This window comes from Pseudorhodoferax aquiterrae (genome assembly GCF_014652235.1).
Taxonomy (GTDB): Bacteria; Pseudomonadota; Gammaproteobacteria; order Burkholderiales; family Burkholderiaceae_C; genus Pseudorhodoferax; species Pseudorhodoferax aquiterrae.
The window spans coordinates 23929-47892 of sequence record NZ_BMYK01000004.1 but is presented as its reverse complement, the minus strand read 5'-3'; the positions used below and the strand labels follow the sequence as shown (position 1 = coordinate 47892).

Annotated in this window: 22 protein-coding genes; 7 read left to right on the top strand and 15 right to left on the bottom strand. The window is 71.2% G+C overall.

Annotated elements, in window-relative coordinates:
• Nucleotides 1-16: 16 nt before the first annotated feature.
• Nucleotides 17-1738 carry an N-acyl-D-amino-acid deacylase family protein gene (locus IE209_RS08150; RefSeq protein WP_189686469.1) on the bottom strand — a complete coding sequence of 574 codons (1722 nt, stop codon included), beginning with the start codon at nucleotides 1736-1738 and terminating at the stop codon, nucleotides 17-19.
• A 14-nt stretch (nucleotides 1739-1752) separates the two neighbouring features.
• Nucleotides 1753-2739, bottom strand: coding sequence for a Bug family tripartite tricarboxylate transporter substrate binding protein (locus IE209_RS08145; protein ID WP_189686468.1), 987 nt, complete (start codon nucleotides 2737-2739; stop codon nucleotides 1753-1755).
• A gap of 211 nt (nucleotides 2740-2950) precedes the next feature.
• On the opposite strand from IE209_RS08145, the gene IE209_RS08140 reads away from it, so the two are divergent.
• Nucleotides 2951-4000, top strand: coding sequence for a LacI family DNA-binding transcriptional regulator (locus IE209_RS08140; RefSeq protein WP_189686467.1), 1050 nt, complete (start codon nucleotides 2951-2953; stop codon nucleotides 3998-4000).
• A gap of 134 nt (nucleotides 4001-4134) precedes the next feature.
• Here the strand turns inward: IE209_RS08140 and IE209_RS08135 are convergent, their stop codons facing one another.
• From IE209_RS08135 to IE209_RS08125, 3 genes are all read right to left on the bottom strand, one after another.
• Entirely contained in the window at nucleotides 4135-5061 is a 927-nt protein-coding gene (locus IE209_RS08135) for a dimethyl sulfoxide reductase anchor subunit family protein (protein ID WP_189686466.1), read from the bottom strand.
• Entirely contained in the window at nucleotides 5058-5813 is a 756-nt protein-coding gene (locus IE209_RS08130; protein ID WP_189686465.1) for a 4Fe-4S dicluster domain-containing protein, read from the bottom strand. The genes IE209_RS08135 and IE209_RS08130 overlap by 4 nt, the downstream gene beginning before the upstream one ends.
• An 82-nt stretch (nucleotides 5814-5895) precedes the next feature.
• Nucleotides 5896-8838 carry a molybdopterin oxidoreductase family protein gene (locus tag IE209_RS08125; RefSeq protein ID WP_268245952.1) on the bottom strand — a complete coding sequence of 981 codons (2943 nt, stop codon included), beginning with the start codon at nucleotides 8836-8838 and terminating at the stop codon, nucleotides 5896-5898.
• A 106-nt stretch (nucleotides 8839-8944) separates the two neighbouring features.
• Between IE209_RS08125 and IE209_RS08120 the strand changes: the two genes are divergently transcribed.
• A complete protein-coding gene (locus tag IE209_RS08120) occupies nucleotides 8945-9859 on the top strand; it encodes a LysR family transcriptional regulator (RefSeq protein WP_189686850.1) in 915 nt (304 codons plus the stop codon).
• On the opposite strand, the gene IE209_RS08115 is transcribed toward IE209_RS08120, so the two are convergent.
• The 8 genes from IE209_RS08115 to IE209_RS08080 form a co-directional block, all read right to left on the bottom strand.
• The gene (locus IE209_RS08115) at nucleotides 9850-10113 is read right to left on the bottom strand and encodes a Txe/YoeB family addiction module toxin (RefSeq protein ID WP_189686463.1); all 264 of its coding nucleotides are present in this window, start codon (nucleotides 10111-10113) and stop codon (nucleotides 9850-9852) included. The genes IE209_RS08120 and IE209_RS08115 overlap by 10 nt on opposite strands.
• Nucleotides 10110-10352: a type II toxin-antitoxin system Phd/YefM family antitoxin gene (locus tag IE209_RS08110; RefSeq protein ID WP_189686462.1), complete on the bottom strand. Its 243-nt coding sequence runs from the start codon at nucleotides 10350-10352 to the stop codon at nucleotides 10110-10112. Before IE209_RS08110 ends, IE209_RS08115 begins: the two co-directional genes overlap by 4 nt.
• A gap of 72 nt (nucleotides 10353-10424) precedes the next feature.
• Entirely contained in the window at nucleotides 10425-11543 is a 1119-nt protein-coding gene (locus IE209_RS08105) for a CaiB/BaiF CoA transferase family protein (RefSeq protein WP_189686461.1), read from the bottom strand.
• Nucleotides 11544-11554: 11 nt separating this feature from the next.
• On the bottom strand, nucleotides 11555-11980 hold the full coding sequence (locus IE209_RS08100) for a PaaI family thioesterase (RefSeq protein ID WP_189686460.1): 426 nt from the start codon (nucleotides 11978-11980) through the stop codon (nucleotides 11555-11557).
• 49 nt (nucleotides 11981-12029) lie between these two features.
• Nucleotides 12030-13004 (bottom strand): Bug family tripartite tricarboxylate transporter substrate binding protein, encoded by a 975-nt coding sequence (locus IE209_RS08095; RefSeq protein ID WP_189686459.1) that lies wholly within the window; start codon nucleotides 13002-13004, stop codon nucleotides 12030-12032.
• 69 nt (nucleotides 13005-13073) lie between these two features.
• Entirely contained in the window at nucleotides 13074-14759 is a 1686-nt protein-coding gene (locus tag IE209_RS08090) for an acyl-CoA dehydrogenase family protein (protein ID WP_189686458.1), read from the bottom strand.
• A gap of 78 nt (nucleotides 14760-14837) precedes the next feature.
• Nucleotides 14838-16589, bottom strand: a complete 1752-nt coding sequence (locus tag IE209_RS08085; RefSeq protein WP_229882743.1) for an N-acyl-D-amino-acid deacylase family protein — start codon at nucleotides 16587-16589, stop codon at nucleotides 14838-14840.
• Between the two features lie 12 nt (nucleotides 16590-16601).
• Nucleotides 16602-17510, bottom strand: coding sequence for an amino acid ABC transporter substrate-binding protein (locus IE209_RS08080; protein WP_189686457.1), 909 nt, complete (start codon nucleotides 17508-17510; stop codon nucleotides 16602-16604).
• A 260-nt stretch (nucleotides 17511-17770) separates the two neighbouring features.
• Here IE209_RS08080 and IE209_RS08075 point away from each other — a divergent pair, with 260 nt between their 5' ends.
• The 5 genes from IE209_RS08075 (at nucleotide 17771) to IE209_RS08055 (ending at nucleotide 22547) form a co-directional block, all read left to right on the top strand.
• Entirely contained in the window at nucleotides 17771-19057 is a 1287-nt protein-coding gene (locus tag IE209_RS08075; RefSeq protein ID WP_189686456.1) for an FAD-dependent oxidoreductase, read from the top strand.
• A gap of 46 nt (nucleotides 19058-19103) precedes the next feature.
• The gene (locus IE209_RS08070; protein ID WP_189686455.1) at nucleotides 19104-19976 is read left to right on the top strand and encodes a LysR family transcriptional regulator; all 873 of its coding nucleotides are present in this window, start codon (nucleotides 19104-19106) and stop codon (nucleotides 19974-19976) included.
• 57 nt (nucleotides 19977-20033) lie between these two features.
• A complete protein-coding gene (locus IE209_RS08065; RefSeq protein ID WP_189686454.1) occupies nucleotides 20034-20975 on the top strand; it encodes a LysR family transcriptional regulator in 942 nt (313 codons plus the stop codon).
• 92 nt (nucleotides 20976-21067) lie between these two features.
• Nucleotides 21068-21646 carry a hypothetical protein gene (locus IE209_RS08060; protein ID WP_189686453.1) on the top strand — a complete coding sequence of 193 codons (579 nt, stop codon included), beginning with the start codon at nucleotides 21068-21070 and terminating at the stop codon, nucleotides 21644-21646.
• 97 nt (nucleotides 21647-21743) lie between these two features.
• A complete protein-coding gene (locus tag IE209_RS08055) occupies nucleotides 21744-22547 on the top strand; it encodes an IclR family transcriptional regulator (protein WP_229882742.1) in 804 nt (267 codons plus the stop codon).
• 37 nt (nucleotides 22548-22584) lie between these two features.
• On the opposite strand, the gene IE209_RS08050 is transcribed toward IE209_RS08055, so the two are convergent.
• Nucleotides 22585-23199 carry a 2-hydroxychromene-2-carboxylate isomerase gene (locus IE209_RS08050; protein WP_189686451.1) on the bottom strand — a complete coding sequence of 205 codons (615 nt, stop codon included), beginning with the start codon at nucleotides 23197-23199 and terminating at the stop codon, nucleotides 22585-22587.
• A gap of 29 nt (nucleotides 23200-23228) precedes the next feature.
• Nucleotides 23229-23963, bottom strand: coding sequence for an SDR family oxidoreductase (locus tag IE209_RS08045; protein ID WP_189686450.1), 735 nt, complete (start codon nucleotides 23961-23963; stop codon nucleotides 23229-23231).
• Between the last annotated feature and the right edge of the window lies 1 nt (nucleotide 23964).

Sequence of the window (23964 nt, the reverse complement as noted above, 5' to 3'; positions counted from 1 at the left end):
CTTCCAGGGCGCGTTTTCAGCGCTTCTGCGGCCCGCGCAGCAACCGGCCCGGCAGCGCGCCGGTGCGCTCGCCGTTCTCCATGATGGCCTCGCCGGCCTTGAAGGTGGCGCGGTAGCCCTCGGCCGTCTGCACCAGCCGGCGGCCGCCGGCCGGCAGGTCGAAGGCCACGTAGGGTGGCGGGATGCGCAGCCGGTCGAAGTCGATGATGTTCAGATCGGCCAGGTAGCCGCTCTGCAGCAGGCCGCGGTCGTGCAGGCCGTAGATGGCGGCGGTGTCGCGGGTCTGGCGCTGCACCATGAGTTCCAGCGGCAGCGTGGGGCCGCGCGAACGGTCGCGCGCCCAGTGCGTGAGCATGTAGGTGGGCATGCTCACGTCGCAGATGTAGCCGCAGTGCGCGCCGCCATCGGCCAGGCTCATCATGGTGCGCGGGTGCTGCAGCTGGGTGTGCAGCTGGCTGAGGTCGTTGTAGGCGTAGTTGAAGCTCGGGAAGTAGACGATGCCCTTGCCGTCCTGCGCCATCAGCATGTCGTAGGCCACCTCCAGCGGCGAGCGGCCTTCGCGCTGCGCGATGGCCGCGATGCTCGTCTCCTGCGCCGGCTCGTAGTCGGGCTCGGCGCCCAGCGCGTACATCTTGTGGAAGCTCTGCGTGAGGTAGGCCAGGCGCGAGTCGTGCTCCATGGCCTGGCGCATCGCCGCCGCGTCGGTCAGCTGGGCGCGCACCGCCGGGTCGCGCAGGCGCGCCAGCTTCTGCTCCCAGGGCAGCGCGGCCATCTGTTGCCACAGCGGATGCGCCATGAAGGGATGGGTGGAACCCAGCCAGGCCATCAGGATGCCCGCAGGCCGGCCGGCCACGGCGCCGTAGAGCGGGATGTCTTCCTTCTGCGCATCGTCCAGCGCGGCCAGCAGGCGCTTCCAGGTGTCCGGCGTCTGGTCGGTCTGCACCAGCGCGAAGGCCACGGGCAGGCGGTTGCGCCGCGCCACCTCGGCCAGCCAGGGCACCTCGGTCTCCATCTGGCTGTGGTTGGAGGTCATCTGGAACACGCCGTGGCCGACCTCTCCCATGGCCCGCGCGATGCCCAGGATCTCGTCGGGCGAGGCGAAGGTGCCGGGCGGGTACTTGCGCTGCTGGTACTTGTGGATCAGCGTGCGCGTGGTCGAGAAGCCCAGCGCGCCGGCCGAGAGGCCTTCGCGCACCAGCCGCACCATCTGCGCGATGTCCTCGGGCGTGGCCTCGTCGTGCGTGATGCCGCGCTCGCCCATCACGTAGGTGCGCAGCGCCGAATGCGGGATCTGGGCGCCCACGTCGAGCGCGCGCGGCTTGCGCGCCAGCGCATCGAGGTACTCGGGAAAGCTCTCCCACTCCCACTGGATGCCCTCGGCCAGCACGGTGCCGGGGATGTCCTCCACGCCCTCCATCACGCTGATGAGCCAGTCGCGCCTGTCGGGCCGCACGGGCGCGAAGCCCACGCCGCAGTTGCCCATGACCACGCTGGTCACGCCGTGGTCGGTGGAGGGGCTCAGGTAGGGGTCCCAGGTGACCTGGCCGTCGTAGTGCGTGTGCACGTCGACCCAGCCGGGCGTGACGATGGCGCCCGTGGCATCGACTTCGCGCCGGCCGGCGCCGAGCTTGCCGCCGACCTCGACGATGCGGCCGCCGGTGATGCCGACGTCGCCCGTGAAGCGGGACGCGCCGCTGCCGTCGACGATGGTGCCGCCGCGGATGACGGTATCGAACATGGTGGTCTCCCTTCTCAATCCAGTCGAATCTTGGCGGCGCGGATGACTTCGCCCCAGCGCTCGGAGTCGGCCCGCACGATGGCCGCGAACTCGGCGGCCGGCGCACCCGAGGGCTCGTTGCCCTGCAGCTGGACCAGCTTCAGGATTTCGGGGCCGCGCGCGATCTTCGACAGCAGGTCCGACACCTTCTTCGCCACGGCCGGCGGCATGTTGCCGGGGCCGAACACACCCTGCCAGCCCACGATGTCCAGGCCAGGCACGCCCTGCTCGGCGATGGTCGGCAGATCGGCCAGCACCGAGACCCGCGTGGGCGTGGCCGCGCCCAGGCCCTTGGCGCGACCGGCCTTGATGGCCTCCACGGCCGAGGCCGTGCCGTCGAAGTACAGCTGCACGTCACCGGCCATCAGCGCGCGCGAGGCGTCGGCCGTGCCCTTGTACGGGATGTGGACCATGTCGATGCCCGTGCGCATCTTGAGCAGCTCGCCGTTCAGGTGCGAGGTCGACCCCTGCGCGTACGAGGCATAGCTGAGCTTGCCCGGATGGGCTTTGGCATAGGCCACGAGTTCCTTGACGTTGTTGAACGGCGCGTTGGGCGGCGCGATCAGCACGGTGGCCGACTTCATGACCTGCACGAGCGGCGTGTAGTCCTTGACCGGGTCGTAGGGCAGCTTGGCGTACAGGTGCGGGTTCTGCGTGTGCGTGACCACGATGGTGTAGAGCAGCGTGTGGCCATCGCCCGGTGCGCGCGCCACCTCCTGCGCACCGATGAAGGTGCCCGCGCCGGGCCGGTTCTCGACCACGACGGGGTGGCCGCCCAGTTCCTCGGTCATGAGCTTGGCGAGCACGCGGACCGTGACGTCCGAGCCGGAGCCGGCCGAGAACGGCACGATCATGCGGATCGGTTTGCCGGGAATCGGAAAGGCGTCCTGCGCGCGAACGGGCGCGAACGGCAGAGCGGCGAGCGACAGGGCCAGCAGGCCGCGGCGGGAAAAGCTGCGCATGGGGTCGTCTCCTTGGATGTCCTTGCACGCGCCGCGTGCAGGAAGCGTTTATGCAAGCGCTTGCATTGATTGTCATCACAGGGCTGTTGACGGTGCACCTGGGTCTTTCCCTTACGCCTGTACGCGCTGTTTCAGCGGCCTGCAGCACGCTTTCTGCATGCGCTTGCAGCGACGGCATCGGACCACGCCGGAATGGGCGACACTGCGCACCATGCCACCCTCTTCTCCCGACGTCCCCGGTTCCACCGAAGCGTCCCGCTCGGCCTCGCTGGCCGACGTGGCCGCGCTGGCCGGCGTGTCCGCCGGCACGGTCTCGCGCGCGCTGTCGCGCCCGGACATGCTCAGCGAGGCCACGCGCACACGCGTACTGGCCGCGGCCGAGCGCCTGGGCTATGTGGCCAACGGCGCGGCGCGCGCGCTGGCCATGCGCCGCAGCTTCACGGTGGGCGCCATCGTCCCGCGCTTCGGCCGCTCCTCGTTTCCGACCATGGTGCAGGCGCTGGAAGCGACGCTGGCCGCTGCGGGCTACACGCTGCTGCTGTCGGCGCCCGAACGCGCGCGCGGCCACGACCCGGCCCTGCTGCGCGCGCTGCTGGAGCGCGGCGTCGACGCCGTGGCCTTGCTCGGCGCCGACCAGCCGCCGGCCGTGTTCGCGGCGCTGGCCGCGCACCGGCGCCCCTTCGTCTTGCTGTGGGCCGAGCACAGCGCGCAGGGGCCTTGCGTGGGTTTCGACGAGGCCGACGCGGGCGCGCAGTTGGTCGCGCACCTGGCCAGCCTGGGCCACCGCCGCATCGGCATCCTGAGCGGCAGCACCGTGGACAACGAGCGCGCCCAGCGCCGCCTGCGCGGGCTCACGGCAGCCGTCGCCCGGCACGGGCTGCAGCTGCACCCCGAAGCCGTGGTCGAGACCGAGACCGGGTTCGCACCGGGCTTCGCGGCCATGCAGACGCTGCTGGCCCGGCGCACGCCGGTCACGGCCGTGGTCTGCGCCAACGACTACCTGGCCGCCGGTGCGCTCTCGGCGCTGGACCAGGCCGGCATCGCCGTGCCGGCGCAGATGTCGGTGGCCAGCTTCAACGACAACGACTTCGCCGCCTTCCTGCACCCGCCGCTGACCACCGTGCGGCTGCCGATCCAGGAGATCGGCGAGCAGGCCGGCCGGCTGCTGCTGGCCAGCCTGCGCGGCGATGCCCCGCCCGCCAACCCGCTGCTGCCGGCCACGTTGGTGGTGCGCGCCAGTACCGGGCCGGCGCCGGGCTGAAGCTGCACCGGCCGGCTTGCCGGCTGACGGGCGGCGGCCTGCTTCGGTCGCCTGTGGCCGGCGTACCACGTTGTGACCATCACCGTGATCGATTCATTCAGAGCTTCCGGGCCGGCGCCCGGCCCGGGCACTCTTCAGGACACGACCTGGTAGTACAGGTTCTGCGGATGCCGGGCCTGGGCGAAGAAGAACCAGCGCTCGGCCAGCAGCCCTGGCACCTGCAGCGCCACGGCCAGCGGCCACAGCCAGGCCGGGCCACCGGCCAGCGCCGCGGCCGCGCAGAGCCCGGGCAGCACGAAGCCGCACAGCAGGAACAGCCACTTGAGGTTCTTCAGGAACATGGCGGTCCGACCATGGAAGAACTCGCGCGTGTTGAACGCGCCGGCCGACATGCCCATGGACTTCTGCACGAGCTGCGGCGTGCGGATGCCGGTGGCGCTGTGCAGCGTGGACCTGGGTCGCAGCGCCGCATTGCGCGCCAGCGTGAGGCAGCGCGCGGCCAGCGCCGCCAGCAGCACGCCCAGCGCGGCCGGCCCGGTGCGGGCCAGCAAGGCCTCTTCACCCGCCCCTGCGGCCAGCGCACTGACCAGCACCAGGCCCGCACCCTGCCCGATGAGGATGAAGTTGACCAGCGTGAGCGGCTGCGCCCATTCCTGGATGAAGCGCAGGCAGGCGTAGATCATGGCCGTGCACAGCCACAGCAGTGCGGACAGCAGCAAGGCGCCCAGCGGCAACCAGACCGGGGCAGTGCCGTCGGCCGGCAGCAGCGCCCACCACAGCAGCGTCCAGCCGATGAAGGCCGGCAGCACCAGGCATTCGCGCGAAAGCCAGGAGGTGCGCCACATGAGCACGGCGCGCCAGGCCCGCGCCGGTCGGCCCAGGTGGCCGAAGGACGACAGCAGCCCGACCGTGGCCATGGCGGCGGCCAGCAGCAGCGCATGGGCGACGAAGCCGCCCGCCATCGGCACGCCGATCAGCGTGGCCACGGCCAGCGCCACCACCAGCCCCTGCGCGGCGCCGGCGATGGCCGTGAACACCACCACCGACATGGCCGGGTTCATGCCTGCCCTCCCTGGCCGTCGGACTGCATGGTGCGCCGCGGCAGGTAGCGGTTGGCCGGCTGCGTCTCCCACTCGGGCATCAGCGCATAGCCGCCGCGCTCGCGGATCGCGATGGAGACCTCGCTGGTCGGGTCCTTCACGTCGCCGAACAGCCGCGCGTTGGTCGGGCAGGCCTTCACGCAGGCGGGCTTGCGGTCTTCCGGCGCGAGCTTGTCGTCGTGCACGCGGTCCACGCACAGCGTGCACTTGGTCATGACCTGGCGCTCTTCGTCCAGCTCGCGCGCGCCGTAGGGGCAGGCCCAGGCGCAGTACTTGCAGCCGATGCACTTGTCGTAGTCCACCAGCACGATGCCGTCGGCGGCGCGCTTGTAGCTCGCGCCCGTGGGACAGACCGGCACGCAGGGCGGGTCCTCGCAGTGCAGACAGCTCTTGGGAAAGTGCACCGTGTCCATGGTCGGAAACACGCCCGCCTCGTAGGTCTGCACGCGGTTGAAGAAGGTGCCCGTGGGGTCGGCCGCGTAGGCGCGCTCGTCGGCGAGCGGGCCGGCCGAGCCCGAGGTGTTCCACTCCTTGCACGAGGTCACGCAGGCATGGCAGCCCACGCAGACGTTGAGGTCGATCACCAGCGCAAGCTGCTTGGCCAGCGTGTCGCCTTGCTGCCAGCGCGCGCTGGGCGGATGGGCTGGCGCAGGGGCGGGAGCCGGCGACACCAGCGGCTGCGGGTTCAACAGGTCCTTGAGCCACTGGATCATTTCAGTGCCGCCCGGCCGCCCGAAGGCACTGAAGCGCCCCCTCGGGGGGCAGCGGACCGCGCGAAGCGGGGGAGCGTGGGGGTCATTTTTTTCCTCCCGCGAAGTAGGCCAGCACGCGCTGCGCCTTGCCGCGCACGCCGGGCGCAGGCGGCACGGCCGCGAACTGCGGATAGCTCTCCTGCGGCTCCTCGGGCCCGGCCGGCCGGATGCGCACGCGCACGTCGTACCAGCCGGCCTGGCCCGTGATGGGGTCGGAATTGCTGATCGTGCCGGCAGGCGTGCCCGCACAGGGCAGTTCCTCGCTGATCAGGTGGTTCAACAGAAAGCCCTTGCGCGCCTCGTCCGCGCCGGGCGCGAGCTGCCAGGCGCTGTCGGCCTTGCCGATGGCGTTCCAGGTCCACACCGTGCCGGGCTCCACGGCCTCGGTGTAGCGGGCCATGCCACGCACCTTGCCCCAGGGGCTCTCGACCCAGCACCAGCCCCCATCGGCGATGCCGGCGGCCTGCGCCGTCTTCGGGTTCACGTGCAGGTAATTGTGGCTGTGGATCTGGCGCAGCCAGGCGTTCTGCGAATCCCAGGAGTGGTACATGGCCATGGGCCGCTGGGTGACCGCGTTGAGCGGGTAGGCCGCGAGGTCGGTGGCGGCCTCCTCCAGCGGCGCATACCAGAAGGGCAGCGGATCGAAGTAGGTGGCGATGCGTTCGCGCAGGTGCTCGGGCGGCTGGCGGCCGCCGCATTGGCCCCGGGCCGCGAGCCGGAAGCACTGCAGCGTGTCGCTGTACAGCGCCAGTTGCACCGGGTCGTTCTTCTGGCGCCAGCCCTTGTCCTTGGCGAAGTCCAGGTAGGCGCGGTTCCAGTTGCGCATGTACTGCATGCCCTCGGGCATGTGGTACTGGAACACGCAGTTGTTCTGCGCGTACATCTCCCACTGCTTCGGATTCGGCTCGCCACGCAGGTGTTCGGTGCCGTCCTTGCCGCGCCAGCCCATCAGGAAGCCGATGCCGGGCTGCGGCTGGAAGTTGACGACGAAGTCCGGGTAGTCCTTGAACTTGCGTTCGCCCTCGGCCGTGGTGAAGGCCGGGAACTTCAGCCGCGAGCCCAGTTCGATCAGCACCTCCTGGAACGGCCGGCACTGGCCGGTGGGCGGCAGCACCGGCACGCGCACCGAGTCGACCGGGCCGTCGAATTCGGAGATCGGCCGGTCCAGCATGCTCATCACGTCGTGGCGCTCGAGATACGTGGTGTCGGGCAGCACCAGGTCGGCGAAGGCCACGGTCTCGCTCTGGAACGCGTCGCAGACGACCAGGAACGGGATACGGTACTCGCCATCCGCGTCCTTGCGGTTCAGCATCTCGCGCACGGCCTGCGTGTTCATGCTGCTGTTCCAGGCCATGTTGGCCATGAAGATCAGCAGCGTGTCGATGCGGTACGGGTCGCCCTTGACCGCGTTGGTGATCACGTTGTGCATGAGCCCGTGGGCCGACAGCGGATGCTCCCACGAGAAGGCGTGGTCGATGCGGATCGGCGAGCCATCGGGGTAGATGGCCAGCTCGTCCGGGTTGGCCGGAAAACCCAGCGGCGCGGCGTTGAGCGGCGTGTTAGGCTGGATCATGTCCGGGTCGTTGAAGGCCCGGTAGTTTGGGACGATGTGGCGCGGGTACGGCGCCTTGTGGCGAAAGCCGCCCGGCCGGTCGATGGTGCCCAGCACGCTCATGAGCACGGCCAACGCCCGCACGGTCTGGAAACCATTGGAATGCGCCGCCAGGCCACGCATGGCGTGGAAGGCCACAGGACGGCCGATGGTGGTGGCGTGCTGCTTGCCCCAGGCGTCCTCCCAGGGGATGGGCAGCTCGAAGGCCTGGTGCATGGCGGTCTCGCCCATCTCGCGCGCCAACCGGCGGATGCGCGCGGCCGGCACGCCGCAGATGGCCTCGGCCCACTCGGGCGTGCACGAGGCCACGCGCTCGCGCAGCAGCTGGAATGCGGGCGCGACGCGCGTGCCGTCGGCAAGCAGGTAGTGGCCTTCGAGCGCGGGGTCGCAGCCCTCGGCAATGCCTTCGGGGTAGGCATTCAGCACGCGCTGGCCGTTCCTGCACCAGATGAGCTTGTTGTGCGGATGCCGGCCATCGCCGGGCGGCCCGCGCTGCGGGTCGGGGTCGAAGGCGAACAGGCCGTCGCGCGCGCCGCCGTCCAGCACCACGAGCTGCGGCGCGTTGGTGAAACGCTTGAGGAAGTCGTGGTCGACCAGGTCGTCCGCGATCAGCACGTGCAGCAGCGCCATGAGCAGTGCGCCGTCGGTGCCGGGCTTGATCGGGATCCATTCGTCGGCGATCGCGGCGTAGCCCGTGCGGATGGGGTTGATCGCGATGAAGCGCCCGCCCGCGCGCTTGAACTTGCCGAGCGCCATCTTCATCGGGTTGCTGTGGTGGTCCTCGGCCGTGCCGATCATGACGAACAGCCTGGAACGCTCCAGGTCCGGCCCGCCGAACTCCCAGAAGCTGCCGCCGATGGTGTAGATCATGCCGGCCGCCATGTTCACCGAGCAGAAGCCGCCATGCGCCGCGTAGTTGGGCGTGCCGAACTGGCGCGCGAACAAGCCCGTGAGCGCCTGCATCTGGTCGCGGCCCGTGAACAGCGCGAACTTCTTGGGGTCGGTGGCGCGGATCTTCGCGAGCCGCTCGGTCAACAGGGCCAGGGCCTCGTCCCAGGAAATGGGCTCGAACGCGCCCGCACCGCGCTCACTGCCCGGCTTGCGCCTGAGCGGCTGCGTGAGCCGCGCCGGCGAGTACTGCTTCATGATGCCGGCCGAGCCCTTGGCGCAGATCACGCCCTGGTTCAGCGGGTGGTCGGGGTTGCCGTCGATGTAGCGCACTTCCGGGCCCTGCTCGCCCTCGCGCAGATGCACGCGGATGCCGCAGCGGCAGGCGCACATGTAGCAGGTGGTGGTCTTGACCGTGGTCGCGTCGGTGGGCGTGGGCGCGGCCAAGGGGTCGTGCAAGGGCTCGGGAGAGAGGAACTGCAGCACAGGCGCCTCGTGGAGTTTCGTTATGCGCCGATCGGCATAAGCAAATAACCGGCAAGCCATCGTAAAGCCGCCCCACGCCATCAAAAAGCCGATAATTTTTCTCATGATGATCGAAAAACCCGATCAGCGCCTGCGCTTGAACCTGCGCCAGCTGGAGGTGTTCGTCGCCACCGCGCAGGCCGGCTCCACGCGCGGCGCGGCCGGCCGCGTGTCACGCTCGCAGTCCGCGGCCAGCGCCGCGCTGGCCGAACTCGAAGCGGCCCTGGGCGTGACGCTGTTCGACCGCGTGGGCCGGCGCCTGCTGCTCAACGAGAACGGCCGCGCCCTGCTGCCGCGGGCCCGCACCGTGCTGGAGCAGGCCGGCGAGCTGCAGACCCTGTTCGCTGGCGAGCACGCCACGCCGCTGCACGTGGCGGCCAGCTTCACGATCGGCGAATACCTGCTGCCCGGCCTGGTGGCCGACTGGACGCGGGCCCACCCGCGCAGCCGCGTGCGCCTGCGCATCGCCAACACCAGCGAAGTGATCGAGGCGGTGGCCGCCTTCACGGTGGACGTGGGCTTCATCGAAGGGCCGCAGACCCATCCCGACCTGGCGGTGCAAGCCTGGCGCGAGGACGAGCTCGTGATCGTGGCGGCGCCCGACCACCCGCTGGCCGCGCGCACGGCCACGGCGCGTCAGCTGGCCGATACCACCTGGATCCTGCGCGAGCCCGAATCCGGCACGCGCCAGGCCACGGACAACTGGCTCATGGCGCACCTGGACCGGCTGGACGTGGGCTTCGAGCTCGGCAGCACCGAGGCGATCAAGCGCCTGGTCGCGGCCGGTGCGGGGCTGGGCTGCCTGTCACGCCAGGCCGTGGCGCAGGCGCTGGCGGAGGGCTGGCTGGTCGCGCTGCGCACGCGGCTGCCGGCGGCGTCGCGCCGGCTCGCAGTGGTGACGCACCGGCACAAGCCGCTGGGGCGCACGGCGGCGGAATTCGTGGCGCACTGCACGGGGGCAGCGCTGTCAGATCACTCGTAGTGGGTCCACATCCGCAGCACACGGACGGTGTGCTCTGCGCGAAAGACTTCGTAGACCAGACGGTGCTGGATGTTGATGCGGCGCGAGTAAGCGCCGTGCAGATCACCCACGAGCTTCTCGTACGGCGGCGGGTTCTGGAACGGATCGCTCGCCAGAATGCGCAGCAGAGCCTGCGTCTTGGGCTTCAGTCCGGCGGCAACCAGTTTCTTGGCGTCCTTCTCGGCGTACTTCGAGAAGACAAGCTGCCAGGTCACCAGTCGAGCTCTTTGACGCTCTTGGCCAGGGGCTCGGACATCGCGTCCTTGATCGACTCGCGCATGCCTGGCACCGACAGCAGGTACAGCGTTTCCTGGATCGCCTCCCAGTCTTCGGACGAAAGCAGCACGGCACTGGCCCGCTTGCCGGCGATGTGGATGGGCTGATGGGATTCGGCCGCTTGGTCGATGAGGCGGTACAGATTGGCCCGCGCCTCGCTGGCTGTGAACGTGCTCATGGCAAGTCTCCAAGGATGCGGCTCAATCGTACGTTATCGCGTACGTAACATCAAGCATCGGCCGTGCGCCGTCTACCCCTCGAACCGCTCCCCCGGCGTCAGCGGCGCATGCCGGTAGCTGGCCGGCGTGCGCGAGAGCTTCACGGGCGCGCCCACGCCGCGGTAGCCGCCTGCGAGCTCCACCACCATGCCGCGGTGCGCCGTGTGCGGGTGCGTGAGCGCGGCATCCACCGGCAGCACCGGCGCGGCCGGCACGCCGGCGGCCATGAGGTCGTCGACGAGCTGGCGGCCGTCGAAGGTGGCCAGCGCGGCTTCGAGCAGCGGCTTGAGCGCGGCGCGGTGCACCGAGCGGCCACCCGCCGTGCGGTAGTCCGCGTGCTCGGCCAGTTCCGGCACGCCGATCACGCGGCACAGGGCCGCGAACTGGCGGTCGTTGCCCACGGCCAGGAACACCGGGTCGGTGGCCGTGCGCACCGTGTCGTAGGGGTAGATGTTGGGATGGGCGTTGCCGGTGCGGCCCGGCACGCGGCCGTCCATGAACCAGTTGGCCGCATGCGGGTGCAGCAGGGAGATGCCGGCGTCGTAGAGCGCGGCCTCCACCAGCTGGCCCTGGCCGCTGCGGTGCCGCTCCTGCAGCGCCAGCAGCACACCGATCACGGCGTTCAGGCCCGTGACCATGTCGACCACGGGCAGGCCCACGCGCAGCGGCTCGCCGCCGGCCTCGCCGTTCACGCTCATGAGGCCGGTCATGGCCTGCACGGCGGCGTCGTAGCCCGGCAGGGCGCCGAGCGGGCCGTCGGCGCCGAAGCCCGAGACGCGGCACCAGACGAGCCGCGGGAAGCGCTCGCGCAGCTGTTCGTAGCCGATGCCCCAGCGCTCCATGGTGCCGGTCTTGAAGTTCTCGACCAGCACATCGGCCTGTGCCACCAGCGCCAGCAGCTTGTCGCGCTCGGCAGGGTCCGTGAGGTCCAGGTGCTGCACGCGCTTGTTGCGGTTCAGGCCGTGGTAGTAGGAGGCCACGCCGTCGCGGAAGGGTGGCCCCCAGGTGCGCGTGTCGTCGCCCCCGGGCGGTTCGACCTTGAGCACGTCGGCGCCGTGGTCGCCGAGGATCTGGCCGCAATACGGGCCGCCGAGGATGCGCGAGAGGTCGAGCACGCGGATGCCGGCCAGGGCGCCGGGGGCGATCGTCATGGGGAAGTCTCCTAGTTCTTGGAAGGGGCCCGCTCGACCAGCTTGAAGGTGCCGGTCGCCAGCGTCAGCAGGTTGCCGTCGGCGTCGCGGGCCTCGCCGCGCACGAAGCACAGCGACTTGCCGCGGCGCTCGCAGCGGGCCGTGGCGATGACATCGCCGCGCGTGCCGGCCACGTAGTGCAGCGCCATGTCGACCGTGATCACGCCGAAGCGCGCAGGATCGTGGGCGCGCGCGGCGCAGGAGAGCACGCTGTCCATCAGCACGGCGTAGGCGCCGCCGTGCACGTCGCCGCGGCTGTTGGCGTGCTGCGGGTTGGCCGGCATCAGCACACGGGCCTCGTCGCCGTCGATGTGCAGGCCGCGCAGGCCGAAGGCCTGGACCATGGGCATGCGCAGGCTGAACAGGGTGTCGGGGGCTTCGTTGTCGAAAGAGGGCATGGAAGACGTCGGTGGATCGAAAGCACCCGAGGTTAATGGACAGGGGCTTTCAGTCGAGTTGCGCACCGGACTGCTGGACCACCGCCGCCCAGGCCGTCTTCTGCGCCGCGATGAACTTCGCCAGCTGCGCGGGCGTGTGGTCGGGCGCCGCCTCCAGCCCCTGCGCGGCGAACAGCTCCTTGAGCTTGGGGCTGGCCAGCACCTCGACGAAGGCCTTGTTGAGCCTGGCGATGCGGTCCGCTGGGGTTCCGGCCGGCGCGACGATGCCGAAGAACACGCTCACGTCGTAGCCCGGCACGCCCTGCTCGGCGATGGCGGGCAGGTCCGGCAGGGCCTGCGAGCGCTGCGCCGTGGCGATGCCCAGCGCACGCAGCTTGCCGCTCCGCACATAGGGCAGCGCGGTCAGCACGTCGGTGAAGCTCATGCTGACCTGGCCGCCCAGCAGGTCGTTGAGCGCCGGGCCCGTTCCCTTGTAGGGGATGTGCTGGATGTCGGTGCCGGCCTTCTCGTTGAACAGCACGCCGGCCAGGTGCGAGGACGCGCCGTTGCCCGAGGACGCATAGCTGAGCTTGCCCGGGTGGGCCTTGGCGTAGGCCACCAGCTCCTTGACGTTCTGCGCCGGCACGCCGGGGTTGACCACCAGGATGTTGGGCAGGTGGCCGACCTGGATGACCGGGGCGAAGCTCTTGACGGGGTCGTAGGTGCTCTTGCGGTACAGGCTCGCGTTGATGGCCAGCGGGCCCGAGGTGCCGAACAGCAGGGTCTGGCCGTCGGCCGCGGCACGCGCCACGTATTCGGCGCCGATGTTGCCGCCCGCACCCGCGCGGTTCTCCACGATCACGGGCTGGCCCAGCCTGTCCTTCATCTCGGCCGCGATGGTGCGGGCCATGGCATCGGTCGGCCCGCCGGGCGGGAAGGGAACGACCAGCATGACGGGTTTGTCGGGGAAGCTCTGGGCCTGGGCCTGGCCGATCGGCGCGATGGCCAGCAGGGCGGCGGACAGCAAGGTGGCGAGGATGCGCATGGTTGTCTCCTTGGGGGCGATGCGGCGGCCACCCGCCGGAATCTGGCGGGGGCCGCGAGAAGGCGGGAATCAGGCGGTGACGGCGGCCGGGCGCAGCGCGCCGGCATGCCAGTTGGCCGGGATGTCGGCGACGGCCAGCGGGTCGCGCGGCAGCACGCGGTGCAGCAGCACGAGCTGCGCCCAGCGCAGCCGCGCGGCCGAGCCGGTGCGCTGCGCCTCCCAGGCCATGGCGATGGCACTGCTGCAGTGGTACAGGCCGGAGGCGGCCTGGCGCGCGAGCACCTCGCCGCCCTGCGCTGCCGCGGTCTGGGCCAGCGCGGCGGCCCGCGCGAGCGCCTCGCGCAGCGCCCGGTCGAAAGCCGGGGCCAGGCCCGCCTCGTCCAGCAGCGCGTGCAGATGGGTTTGCAGCACGGGCAGCGCGTTCTCGCGCTGGATCGCGCGCACCACGTCGAGCGCCACGATGTTGCTCGTGCCTTCCCAGATCGAGCCCAGGTGCGCGTCGCGCACCAGGCGCGCGTCGGACCATTCCTCGATGTAGCCGCAGCCGCCGCGCACCTCCATCGCGTCGCCCGTGACCTTGCGCGCGTCGCGGCAGGCGCGGAACTTGATCATGGGCGTGAGGATGCGCAGCAGCGCGTAGGCGCCCTCTTCGCCTGCGTCGGAACGTTGCAGCGCCTGCGCGGTCTGGAACACCATGGTGCGCGCCTGCTCGGCCGGCAGCCGCAGCTTGTCGAGCTGGCGCTGCATGAGCGGCATGTCGGCCAGGCGCTTGCCGAAGGCCATGCGCTGGCTGGCGATGAACTCGGCTTCGGCGCAGGCGCGGCGCATCATGCCGGCCGAGCGCACGCCGTTGGACAGGCGCGAGTTGTTGACCATGTCGGCCATTTGCACGAAACCGCGGCCGGGCTCGCCGACCAGCCAGGCCCGCGCGCCCTCCAGCGTGATCTCGCCCGAGGCCATGGAGCGCGTGCCCAGCTTGTGCTTGAGCCGCACGATGCGGTAGCGGTTCAGGCTGCCGTCCTCCAGCCGGCGCGGCAGCAGGAACAGCGAGACGCCCTTGATGCCGGGCGGCGCGTCGTCGGGCCGGGCCAGCACCATCGCGAAGTCGGCGTCGGGGTTGGAGCAGAACCACTTGTCCCCGGTCAGCCGCCAGCTGCCATCGGGCTGGGCGCTGGCGCGCGTCAGGGTGGCGGCGATGTCCGAGCCTGCGGCCTGCTCGGTCATGAACATGGCGCCCTGGGCCAGTTCGCCTGCGTCCAGCGAGGTCAGGCGCGGCAGGCAGCGCGCCACGAGTGCGGGGTCGCCGAACTTCTTGAGCGTGCGCGTGAGCGAGTCCGTCATCGAGACCGGGCAGCACAGGCCGAATTCCGCCTGCACGAACAGGTAGAACAGCACGTACTTGACGGCCGGCGGCATCTGGCCCTGCCAGCCGAAGCTCTCGTCGCGGTGCGAGATGGAACCCATCGCGAACTCGCTCAGGGCCAGCCGCTCCATCTCCACATAGGCCGGGTGCTTGACGATGGTCTGCTGGTCCAGGCCCGTGCGCGTGCGGTGCTCCAGCACGGGCGGGTTGCGGTCGGCCGTTCCGGCCAGTTCGTCGAGCGGGCCGCCGGCCAGGCCGCCCAGGCGCTCGAAGTGCGGCAGCATGTGGCGACGCAGATCGTCGGGCAGGTACAGGGCCAGCAGCTGCTGCAGCTCGGTGTCGGTGCTGAACAGGTTCTGGCCGTGGCGGTCGGGAATGGGGTGGGCGGTCATGGTGTCTCCTGGGCCGGATTGTTCGGCCGCCAGCCATGCACGTCCAATATTGTCGGTGTCTCGATCTATACGCGGTTCCTATCGCTGCGTGACGAGCAGGTGCGCCAGCGGGCCGGCCTGGACCACCGGTGCGAAGCTGCCCTGCGCCAGGGCGACGCTGCCACCGCCGCACTGCGCGTGGTTGTGCGCCACGCCGTCCAGCGCCAGGCTCATCTTCACCGCCGCCGCGGCCGTCGGCGCGGGGCAGAGGCCAGCGCGCGGCGCGCGCAGCAGCGCCCGCCCGGCCGCCACCCTGCGCGGCACGTCGTTCTCCACCACGGCCTGACCGTTGACCATGGTCAGCACCACGCCCGTGGACAGCACGGTCGGCGCGGTGTAGGTGGCCCGGGCGGCGAACCGCGCCGGGTCGAACACCACGATGTCGGCGAAGTGCCCGGCCTTCAGGCGCCCACGCTCTGCAATGCCCAGCGCATCGGCCGTGAAGGCGGTGCTGCTGCGCACGAACTGGCCCAGCGAGATGTGGCGCTGCCGCACCACGTACTCCGCGTACTTCTGCGCGAACGAGCCGACCGCGCGCGGATGGCCGGCGGACGAATCCGACGAGGTGCCGACCCAGGGCTTCGCCATGAAGGCACGCACGTCGTCGTCGCTCTGGTTGAAGTTGGCGATCAGGTTGTCGCCCTCGCGCAGCACCAGCAGCACCGCGTCCACCGCATCGACCTGGGCCGCCTGGGCGATCTGTGCGAGGGTCCGGCCCACGTAGCGGGGGTTGCCGGCCGCGATCAGAATGGCCTCGGCACCGTAGCGCAGGCGCAGGTTCTCCGCGATGTCGGCGCGCAGCCGCGCCTGCACGGCGGGATCGTCCAGGCGCGCGAGCAGCGCAGCGCGGCCGCCGGCATTGGCCCAGGGCGGGATCAGCGCGGCCGACAGCCGCGTGCTGGAGGCCAGCCAGGGGTACTGGTCGGCCGTGACCTTCTGCCCCGCCGCCTGCGCGGCCTCGACCAGGGCGATGATCTGGGCGCTCTTGCCCTTGGCGTCGGCCCCGAGCGCCTTGACGTGCGCGATATGCACCGGCATGCCGGCCTCGCGGCCGACGCGCAGCGCCTCGGCCACGGCGGCAGGCAGGCCGGTGGCCGTCTGCTCGTCGCGGATGTGGCTGTCGTAGAGCCCGCCATGCGCAGCGGCGGCCCGGGCCACCGCGATGACTTCCTCGGTGGTCGAGAAGTTCTGCGGCGTGTAGTAGAGCCCGGTGGAAAAACCGATGGCGCCCTCGCACATGGCGCGCGCCACAAGGGCCTGCATGGCCGCGGTCTGTGCCGCGTCCGGTGCCTTGTTCTCGTTGCCGAGCTGGCTCTGGCGCACCGGGCCGAAGCCCACGAACATCGCCACGTTGGTGCCGGGTGGGTGAACGCGCAGGCGCTCGGCCTGGCCGGCGATGTCGTGGCTGCCGTAGCCGTCGTTGCCGATCACGGCGGTGGTCACGCCCTGCGTGACGAAGGGCAGGTTCAGGCGCTTTTCAGCCACCTCCGACAGCAGGTCGCCGTCGGCATGGGTGTGGGCGTCGATGAAGCCCGGTGCCACGACCATGCCGGCGGCCTCGATCACCCGCCCCGCCGTCAGGCCCCCGGGCGCCTGGCCGACGAACACGATGCGGTCGCCCGCCACGCCGACATCGGCCACGGTGGGCGTCAGGTCGTCGCCGTTGTAGACCGTGCCGCCGCGGATCAGCACGTCGACAGGGGCCGGCGGCGCGTCGGAGGCGCCACAGGCGGCCTGGGTGGCCAGCAGCAGCGTTGCCGCGGCCAGCAGGGTCGGATGGTGCATCTTCATGGTGCGCGCCGCTCAGGGTGCCGGCGAAGCCGCCGGCCGGTCGCTGAACTCGCGCAGGTTGCGGCGCAGCTCGGCACTCATGGGCACGCCCAGCGCCACCTGGCGCGGCGCGATGGGCTGCTGGAACCACTTGTCGTAGAGCTTCTCGAACTCGCCGCTCTTCATCAAGGCCACCAGCGCATCGTCCACCAGCCTCTTGAACTCCGGGTCGTTCTTGCGCAGCATGATGGCGTAGGGCTCGACCTGCAGCGGCTCGCCGACGACGGCCCACTCCGACGGGTTCTTGGCGTTGGCGATCAGACCGTACAGCAGGATGTCGTCCATGGCGTAGGCGTCCACGCGGCCGGTCTCGGCCAGCAGTGCACCGTCCGCATGGTCCTTGGAGGTCAGCAGTTCGGTGTCCTGGTCGTGGTCCTTGAGGTATTTGCGCAGCACCTGCAGGTTGGTGGTGCCCGTGGTCGTGGCCAGCTTGCGGCCCTTCAGGTCGGCCAGGCCCTGGATGCCGGCGCCCTTCTTCACCATCAGCCGGGTGCCGGTGTAGAAGTAGTTCACCGCGAACTCCACCTGTTCGCGCCGCGCGACGTTGTTGGTGGTCGAGCCGCACTCCAGGTCGACCGTGCCGTTGACGACCAGCGGGATGCGGTTGGCCGAGGTCACCGGCATGCGCACCACCTTGAGATCGGCGCGGCCCGTCCTGGCCTTGACCGCCTCGACGATGCGGTCGCAGATGTCCACCCCGAAACCGATCGGCTGACCGCCCGCGAGGTAGCTGAACGGCACCGAGGACTCGCGGTAGCTCAGCTGGATGGTGCCGGTCTGGGCGACCTTGGCCAGCGTGGCCTGCGGCGGCTGCTGCGCCTGGGCGGCGAGGGCGCCGGCACACAGTGCCACGGCGAAAGCGGTACGGGTCCAGTCGAACATCGGTTCTCTACTCCTGTGTGGAAATGGCATGCAGCCGGGGACGAGGACGAGGCGCACTGTACGGAGCGGCCCCGTCCACCGCGAGTAGCGAAATCGCCATCGCGTATGCCTGCAGCGCATGCACCGGAACGCGCCCGGCCTGGCCTCAACGCGGAGCCCGGGCCGCATGCCGTGGCGGCATGGCCCATCGCCATTGCGGCAATCGACGGGCCGCGGCACACGCGCCATGATGGGCACCGTTCATTCGACGGAGGCTTGGCGTGCGCGTGGTGGTGGTCGGTGGTGGCATCGTGGGATTGACAACGGCGCGCGCACTCGTCGCGGATGGCCACGAGGTGATGTTGCTGGATGCGGCTGCCGGGCCGGGCCGGGGCGCCAGTGCGCAGAACGGCGCCCAGCTCAGCTACGGCTATGTGGCGCCGCTGGCCTCGCCCGCGATCCCGGCGCAGATTCCGCAGCTGCTGCTGGCGCGCCATTCGCCGCTGCGCCTGCGTCCCGGCGTCGCACCGGCGGCCTGGCACTGGTGCCTGCAGTTCCTTGCGGCCTGCACCCAGCAGCGCGCGGACGCAGCGACGCGCGCACTGCTGGGCCTGTCGATGCAAAGCCAGCAGCAGTTCGCGCGCTGGCGTGCCGACGTGCCGGACGCGCGCATCGAGCATGCGCAGCAGGGCAAGCTGGTGCTGTACCGCAGCGCCCAGGGCCTGGCCGGCGCGCGCCGCCAGGTGGCGCTGCAGGCCGGCCTGGGCCCGGCCCAGGAGATCCTGGACGCGCGCCAGTGCCTCGCGCGCGAGCCCGCCTTGCACGCCGACGCACCACTGGCCGGCGGCGTGTGGACGCCCAGCGAGGCCGTGGCCGATTGCGCCAAGGTCTGCGCCACGCTGGCCGAGCAGCTGGCCGCCGGCCCGCGCTACGGCGCGCTGTGGGAACACCGTTTCCTGCGCTGGGACCTGCGCGGCGGCCAGGTGCGTGGCCTGTTCGCCGAGCACGGCGGCGCGGAGCATGGCATCGGCTTCGATGCCTGCGTGGTCGCGGCCGGTGCCCAGTCCGCGCCGTTGGTGCGCCCGCTCGGCATCGGCCTGCCGGTGCAGCCGCTCAAGGGCTACAGCATCGACGTGGACGCAGCCCACGTGGAGCGCATGCCCGCGACCAGCCTGACCGACACCGCCCTCAAGACGGTGTTCGCCCCGCTCGGCACGGGCGCGGCGCGGCGCCTGCGCGTGGCCGGCTTCGCCGAACTCGTGGGCCAGGACACGCGCATCGATCCGCGGCGCATCGCGCGGCTGCTGGAGACAGTGCGCATGGTGTTCGGCCTGCGCAGCACGCCGGCCGAGCTGCACCCCTGGGCCGGCCTGCGCCCGGCCACCCCGACCGGCCTGCCCAGCATCGGGCGCGCGGCGCGGCATGCCAATGTCTACCTCAACGCCGGCCAGGGCGCGCTGGGCTTCACGCTGGCTTTCGGCTCGGCGCAGCTGCTGGCGGACGTGCTGGCGGGTCGCCCGCTGCCCGGTTTCGCCGCCGCCTGCCGCGCCGGGCTGGCCGGCGCCTGAGGCGCTGTGTCAGACTGCGCCGGGCCGCCGCGCCCCGCCCCCTGCCATGTTCCGCATCCGCCACATCGAGATCTTCCACGCCGTCATGCAGGCCGGCACCGTCAAGGGTGCGGCCGACACGCTGCACATCACCCAGCCCGCCGCCTCGCGCCTGCTGCAGCAGGCCGAGCAGAGCATCGGCGTGCCGCTGTTCGAGCGTGTGCGCGGCCGGCTCGTGCCCACGGTGGAGGCGCAGCGCCTGTTCCCCGACGTGGAAGACCTGTATGCCCAGCTGGACGCCGTGCGCCGCAGCGCCGCCAACCTGGGCGCCGGCTCGGACATGGTGCTGCGCGTGCTGTGCGTGCCGGGCCTGTCGATCGAAGCGCTGCCGCAGGCGCTGGGCCGCTGGAACAGCGCGCACCCGCGCGTGCGGCTGACGCTGCGCACGCTGCACTCGCGCCAGATCGCCGACGCCATCGTGCGGCGCGAGGCCGACCTGGGCTTCGCGCTGGAGCCCTCCAGCCACCCCGCGGCGGTGGACCAGGCCATCGGCCACGGCCATGTGGTCTGCGTGGGCCGGGGGCTGCCGGAGGGCCCGGTGCCGCTGCAGGCGCTGGCCGCGCAGCCGCTGATCGACCTCGACCCGGCCGACCCGATCGGCCGGCAGCTGCACAGCGCCTACGACGCGCACGCGCTCGCGCCCCCGGCCCGCGTCACCACCTCGAGCTACCACGCAGCCGTGGAGCTGGCGGCGCAGGGCCTGGGCTGGGCGGTGCTGGACCACTGGTCGGCGCGGCACGCGCGGCGGCTGCCCGCGCTGGCCGTGCGGCCGCTGGCACCCGAGGTGCGCACCACCGCCTACGCGCTGCGCCCGCGCGACCTGCCCTGGAGCACCGCCGCACAGGCCCTGGTCGAGCAAATGAGGCAGGCGCTGGCCTGAGGCACGCCGCGCGCGCCTGCTATGGTCGCGCCCATGTCTTCGCCCCCGCCCTGACCGATGGAGCTGCGCCACCTGCGCTACTTCGCCGTGCTGGCCGACGAACTGCACTTCGGCCGCGCGGCCGAGCGGCTCGCGATCTCGCAGCCACCGCTGTCGGTGGCGATCCGCCAGCTCGAGGACGCCGTGGGCGCACGCCTGTTCGAGCGCAACAGCAAGCAGGTGCGGCTCACGCCGGCCGGCCAGGCGCTGCGGGCCTCGGCCCGCAAGCTGCTGCGCCAGGCCGAGGAGGCCGCGCTCGAAGCGCGCGAGGTGGCGGCCGGTTCGGCCGGGCGGCTGCGGATCGGCTTCGTGGGCGCCATGCTGTACCGCGGCCTGCCGCAGGCGCTGCGCCGCTTCCAGGCCGGCCACCCGGCCGTGCGCATCGGCCTGGCCGAGCTCAATTCGGCCGAACAGATCACCGACCTCCTGCACGACCGGCTGGACCTGGGCTTCATGCACACGGCGCGGCTGCCCGCGGAGCTGCAGTCGCGCCTGCTGCTCAGCGAGCCCTTCGTGGCCTGTTTGCCGGAGGCCCATGCGCTGGCGCGGCGCCGGCGTGTCGATCCCGCCGCGCTGCGCGACGAGGCCGTCGTGCTGTTCTCGCGCGTGGCCTCGCCCGATTACCACGAGCGCATCCTCGCCATCTGCGCCCAGGCCGGTTTCCTGCCCGAGGTGCGGCACGAGGTGCGCCACTGGCTGGCCGTGGTCTCCATGGTGGCCCAGGGCCTGGGCGTGGCGCTGGTGCCGCAGGCCATGCAGCGCTGTGGCCTGGGCGGCGTGGTGTTCCGCCCGCTGCAGGGCGTCACGGCGCTGTCCGAAACCTACGCGGTGTGGCGGCCCGGACCGCAGAACGCGCTGGTGGAGGGCGTGCTGCGCGCGCTGCGCCAACTGCGGCCCGCCGAGGCTGCCAAGCCGGTAACGACGGAGGGTGACGACGACGGAAACGAATCGTTGCAATGACGCCAAATACTGTATTTAAATACAGCTAAGATCGATTGCAGGCCACCGCCGGTGGCTCCGATTCCCCTCTCGCTGCGCCTTTTTCCGCCACCATGACGCCGGCCGCCGCTCCCGCCATCGCCCAGCTCGCCGCCAGTGCCGCACCGCCCGCCGGGGCGCAGCCGCTGGTTTTCGGCTGGATCAGCGTGCCCTTGCTGACGGTGCTCATCCTGGCCTGCTCGGCCACGGTCGCATTCATCGGCCTGTCGTTCACGCTGCTGGCTTCGCGCGCCGACACCTTCCGCCACCTGCGCGTGGGCTTCAATGCGCTGCGCGCGACCATGCCGGCCCGTTTCTGGACGCTGACCGAGATGCCCGAACCCGCCCAGTTCGCGCAGCTGACCAAGTACTGGCAGTACGCGTTCGACGAGTGGGTCATCACGCGCGAACTCAATCCCATCGTGTTCGGCCGCCTCTGGCGCGCCTACTACCGCGACGTGATCCGCGTCTCGTGCAAGAGCCCGGTGATGGTGGTCGCGTTGTTCCAGGCGGCCGAGGGGGCCACCGCGCCGGTGGACTTCAAGTTCATCGCGCTGGTGCTGGGGCCGCGCTTCACCGATCCCGCCGTGCTGGCGCGCGCCAAGCAACTGGCGCAGGAGCACCGGATCGCGGTGCCGGCGGGTTGTCCCTAGAGCCTGGGCGTTCTGCACAGCAGTCTAAGATTCCGCTCTTCCGTTGTGCGGCGGCGATGGCCGCGAGGAGCGCATGCCCAAGCGATCGACAACTGCCGTGCAGAGCCCCCGCGCCGATGCCCACCGGGCCGCGCGCGACCCGCAGGACCGCCACTTCGTCACCGCGCTGGCGCGCGGTCTCAAGGTGCTGAGCTGCTTCAAGTCGGGCGAGGAGCGCCTCGGAAACCAGGAGCTGGCGCAGCGCTGCCAACTGCCCAAGTCCACCATCACGCGGCTCACCCACACGCTCACGCGGCTGGACTACCTGCACCACATCGAGGAATCGGGTCGCTACCGCCTGGGTGTGGCGGCGCTGGCCCTGGGCGGCACCACGCTGGCACGGCTGGATGTCAAGGAGGTCGGCCGGCCGCTGATGCAGGCCCTGGCCAACGCCACCAGCACGCTGGTCTCGCTGGGCACGCGCGACGACCTGGCCATGCTCTACATCGAGAGTTGCCGCAGCTACTCGCTGGTGACGCTGCGGCTGGAGATCGGCTCGCGCATCCCGCTGGCGCCCAGCGCCATGGGCCGTGCCGTCCTGGCCGGGGCCGAACCCGCCCTGCGCCAGGGCCTGGAGGAACGCCTGCGGGCGCTCGACCCGCTGCAGTGGCCGCGCCTGCAGGCCGGCATCGACCAGGCCGTGGCCGAGCTGGCTGCCCACGGCTGCTGCAGTTCGCTGGGCGACTGGCATGCCGAGATCCACGCCATCGCGGTGCCGCTGCGCACCGGCCAGGGCCTGCCGCCCATGGTCGTCAATGCGGCCTGCCCGGCCAGCGCGGGCTCGGCCCAGCACCTGCTGCAACAGGTGCGGCCGCGGCTGATCGAGACCGTGCGCACGATCGAGGCGCGGCTCCAGCAGTGACGTGGCCGGTGCGGGACGGCCGCCCCAAGGGTGTGCCTCAGCCGCGCTGGCGCACGATCTCTTCCTCGACCTCGCGCAGCCGGTCCTTGCCGAAGAACAGCTCGTCGCCGACCAGGAAGCTCGGCGAGCCGAAGGCGCCGCGCGCGTGCGCCTCGTTGGTGTTGGCCAGCAGCCGGGTTTTCACGTCGGCGTCCTGCGCCGTGGCCAGCAGCTGGGCAGCGGGCAGGCCGGCCTCCTCCAGCGTGGCCGTCACGACGGCCGCCTGCCCCATGTCCAGGCCGCGTTCCCACATCGCGACGTAGACCGCCTCCACATAGGGCGCGAAGCAGGCCAGTTTCTGCGCCGCCACCGCGCCGCGCATGAGCTGCAGGGTGTTGATCGGGAAGAAGGGGTTGAAGCGGTAGTTGGCCAGGCCATGCCGGGCGACGAAGCGGTTGACCTCCAGCCGGTCGTAGGCGCGCTTGTTGGGAATGTCGGCGAAGGCCTCGGCCGGCGAGCGGTTGTTGGCCAGCTTGAACAGGCCGCCCAGCAGGATGGGCTGGTACACGAAGGGCACGCCGGTGCGCGCCTCGATGGCCGGGATGACCCGGTGGCACAGGTAGGCGTTGGGGCTGCCGAAGTCGAACAGGAACTGGACGGTGGGGGTGGACATGCGTTGTCTCCTTGTGGGTTGTTCCGGGTTCACCAGGCTTCCATCCAGGGCCGCAGCTCGAGTTCGTGCGTCCAGGCGTTGCGCGGCTGCCGGTGCAGTTGCCAGTAGGTCTCGGCGATGCTCTCGGGGTCGACGATGCCCTGCTGCTCCTTGAGCGCATAGCGCTCGGGGAAGGTGGTGCGGATGAATTCGGTGTCGATGGGGCCGTCGATGACCGGGTGCGCCACATGGATGCCCTGGGGGCCCAGCTCGCGCGCCATGCTCTGCGCCAGCGCGCGCAGCGCGGCCTTGGCGCCGGCGAAGGCCGCATAGCCGTCGCGCCCGCGCAGGCTGGCCGTGGCGCCCGTGAACAGGATGGTGCCGCGCCCGCGCGGCAGCATGGCGCGGGCCACCTCGCGGCCCATCAGGAAGCCGCCGAAGCAGGCCATCTCCCAGACCTTGTAGTACACGCGGGCCGTGGTCTCGGTGATCGGAAAGCGCACGTTGGCACCGATGTTGAAGACGGCCACCTCGATGGGTGCGATCTCGGCCTCGATCTTCTGCACCAGGGCCACCATCTCCTCTTCCTTGCGCGCATCGCTGCCGAAGGCATGGGCCTTGCCGCCCTCGGCTTCGATCTGCGCGACCAGCGGCGCGAGCTTGTCGGCGCTGCGCCGCGTCACGCAGGCGATGTAGCCCTCGCGCGCGAAGCGCCGGGCGATGGCGCCGCCGGTGGCGTCGCCGGCGCCGATGACGAGGACGGCCTTGGGGGTGGAAGTTGTCATG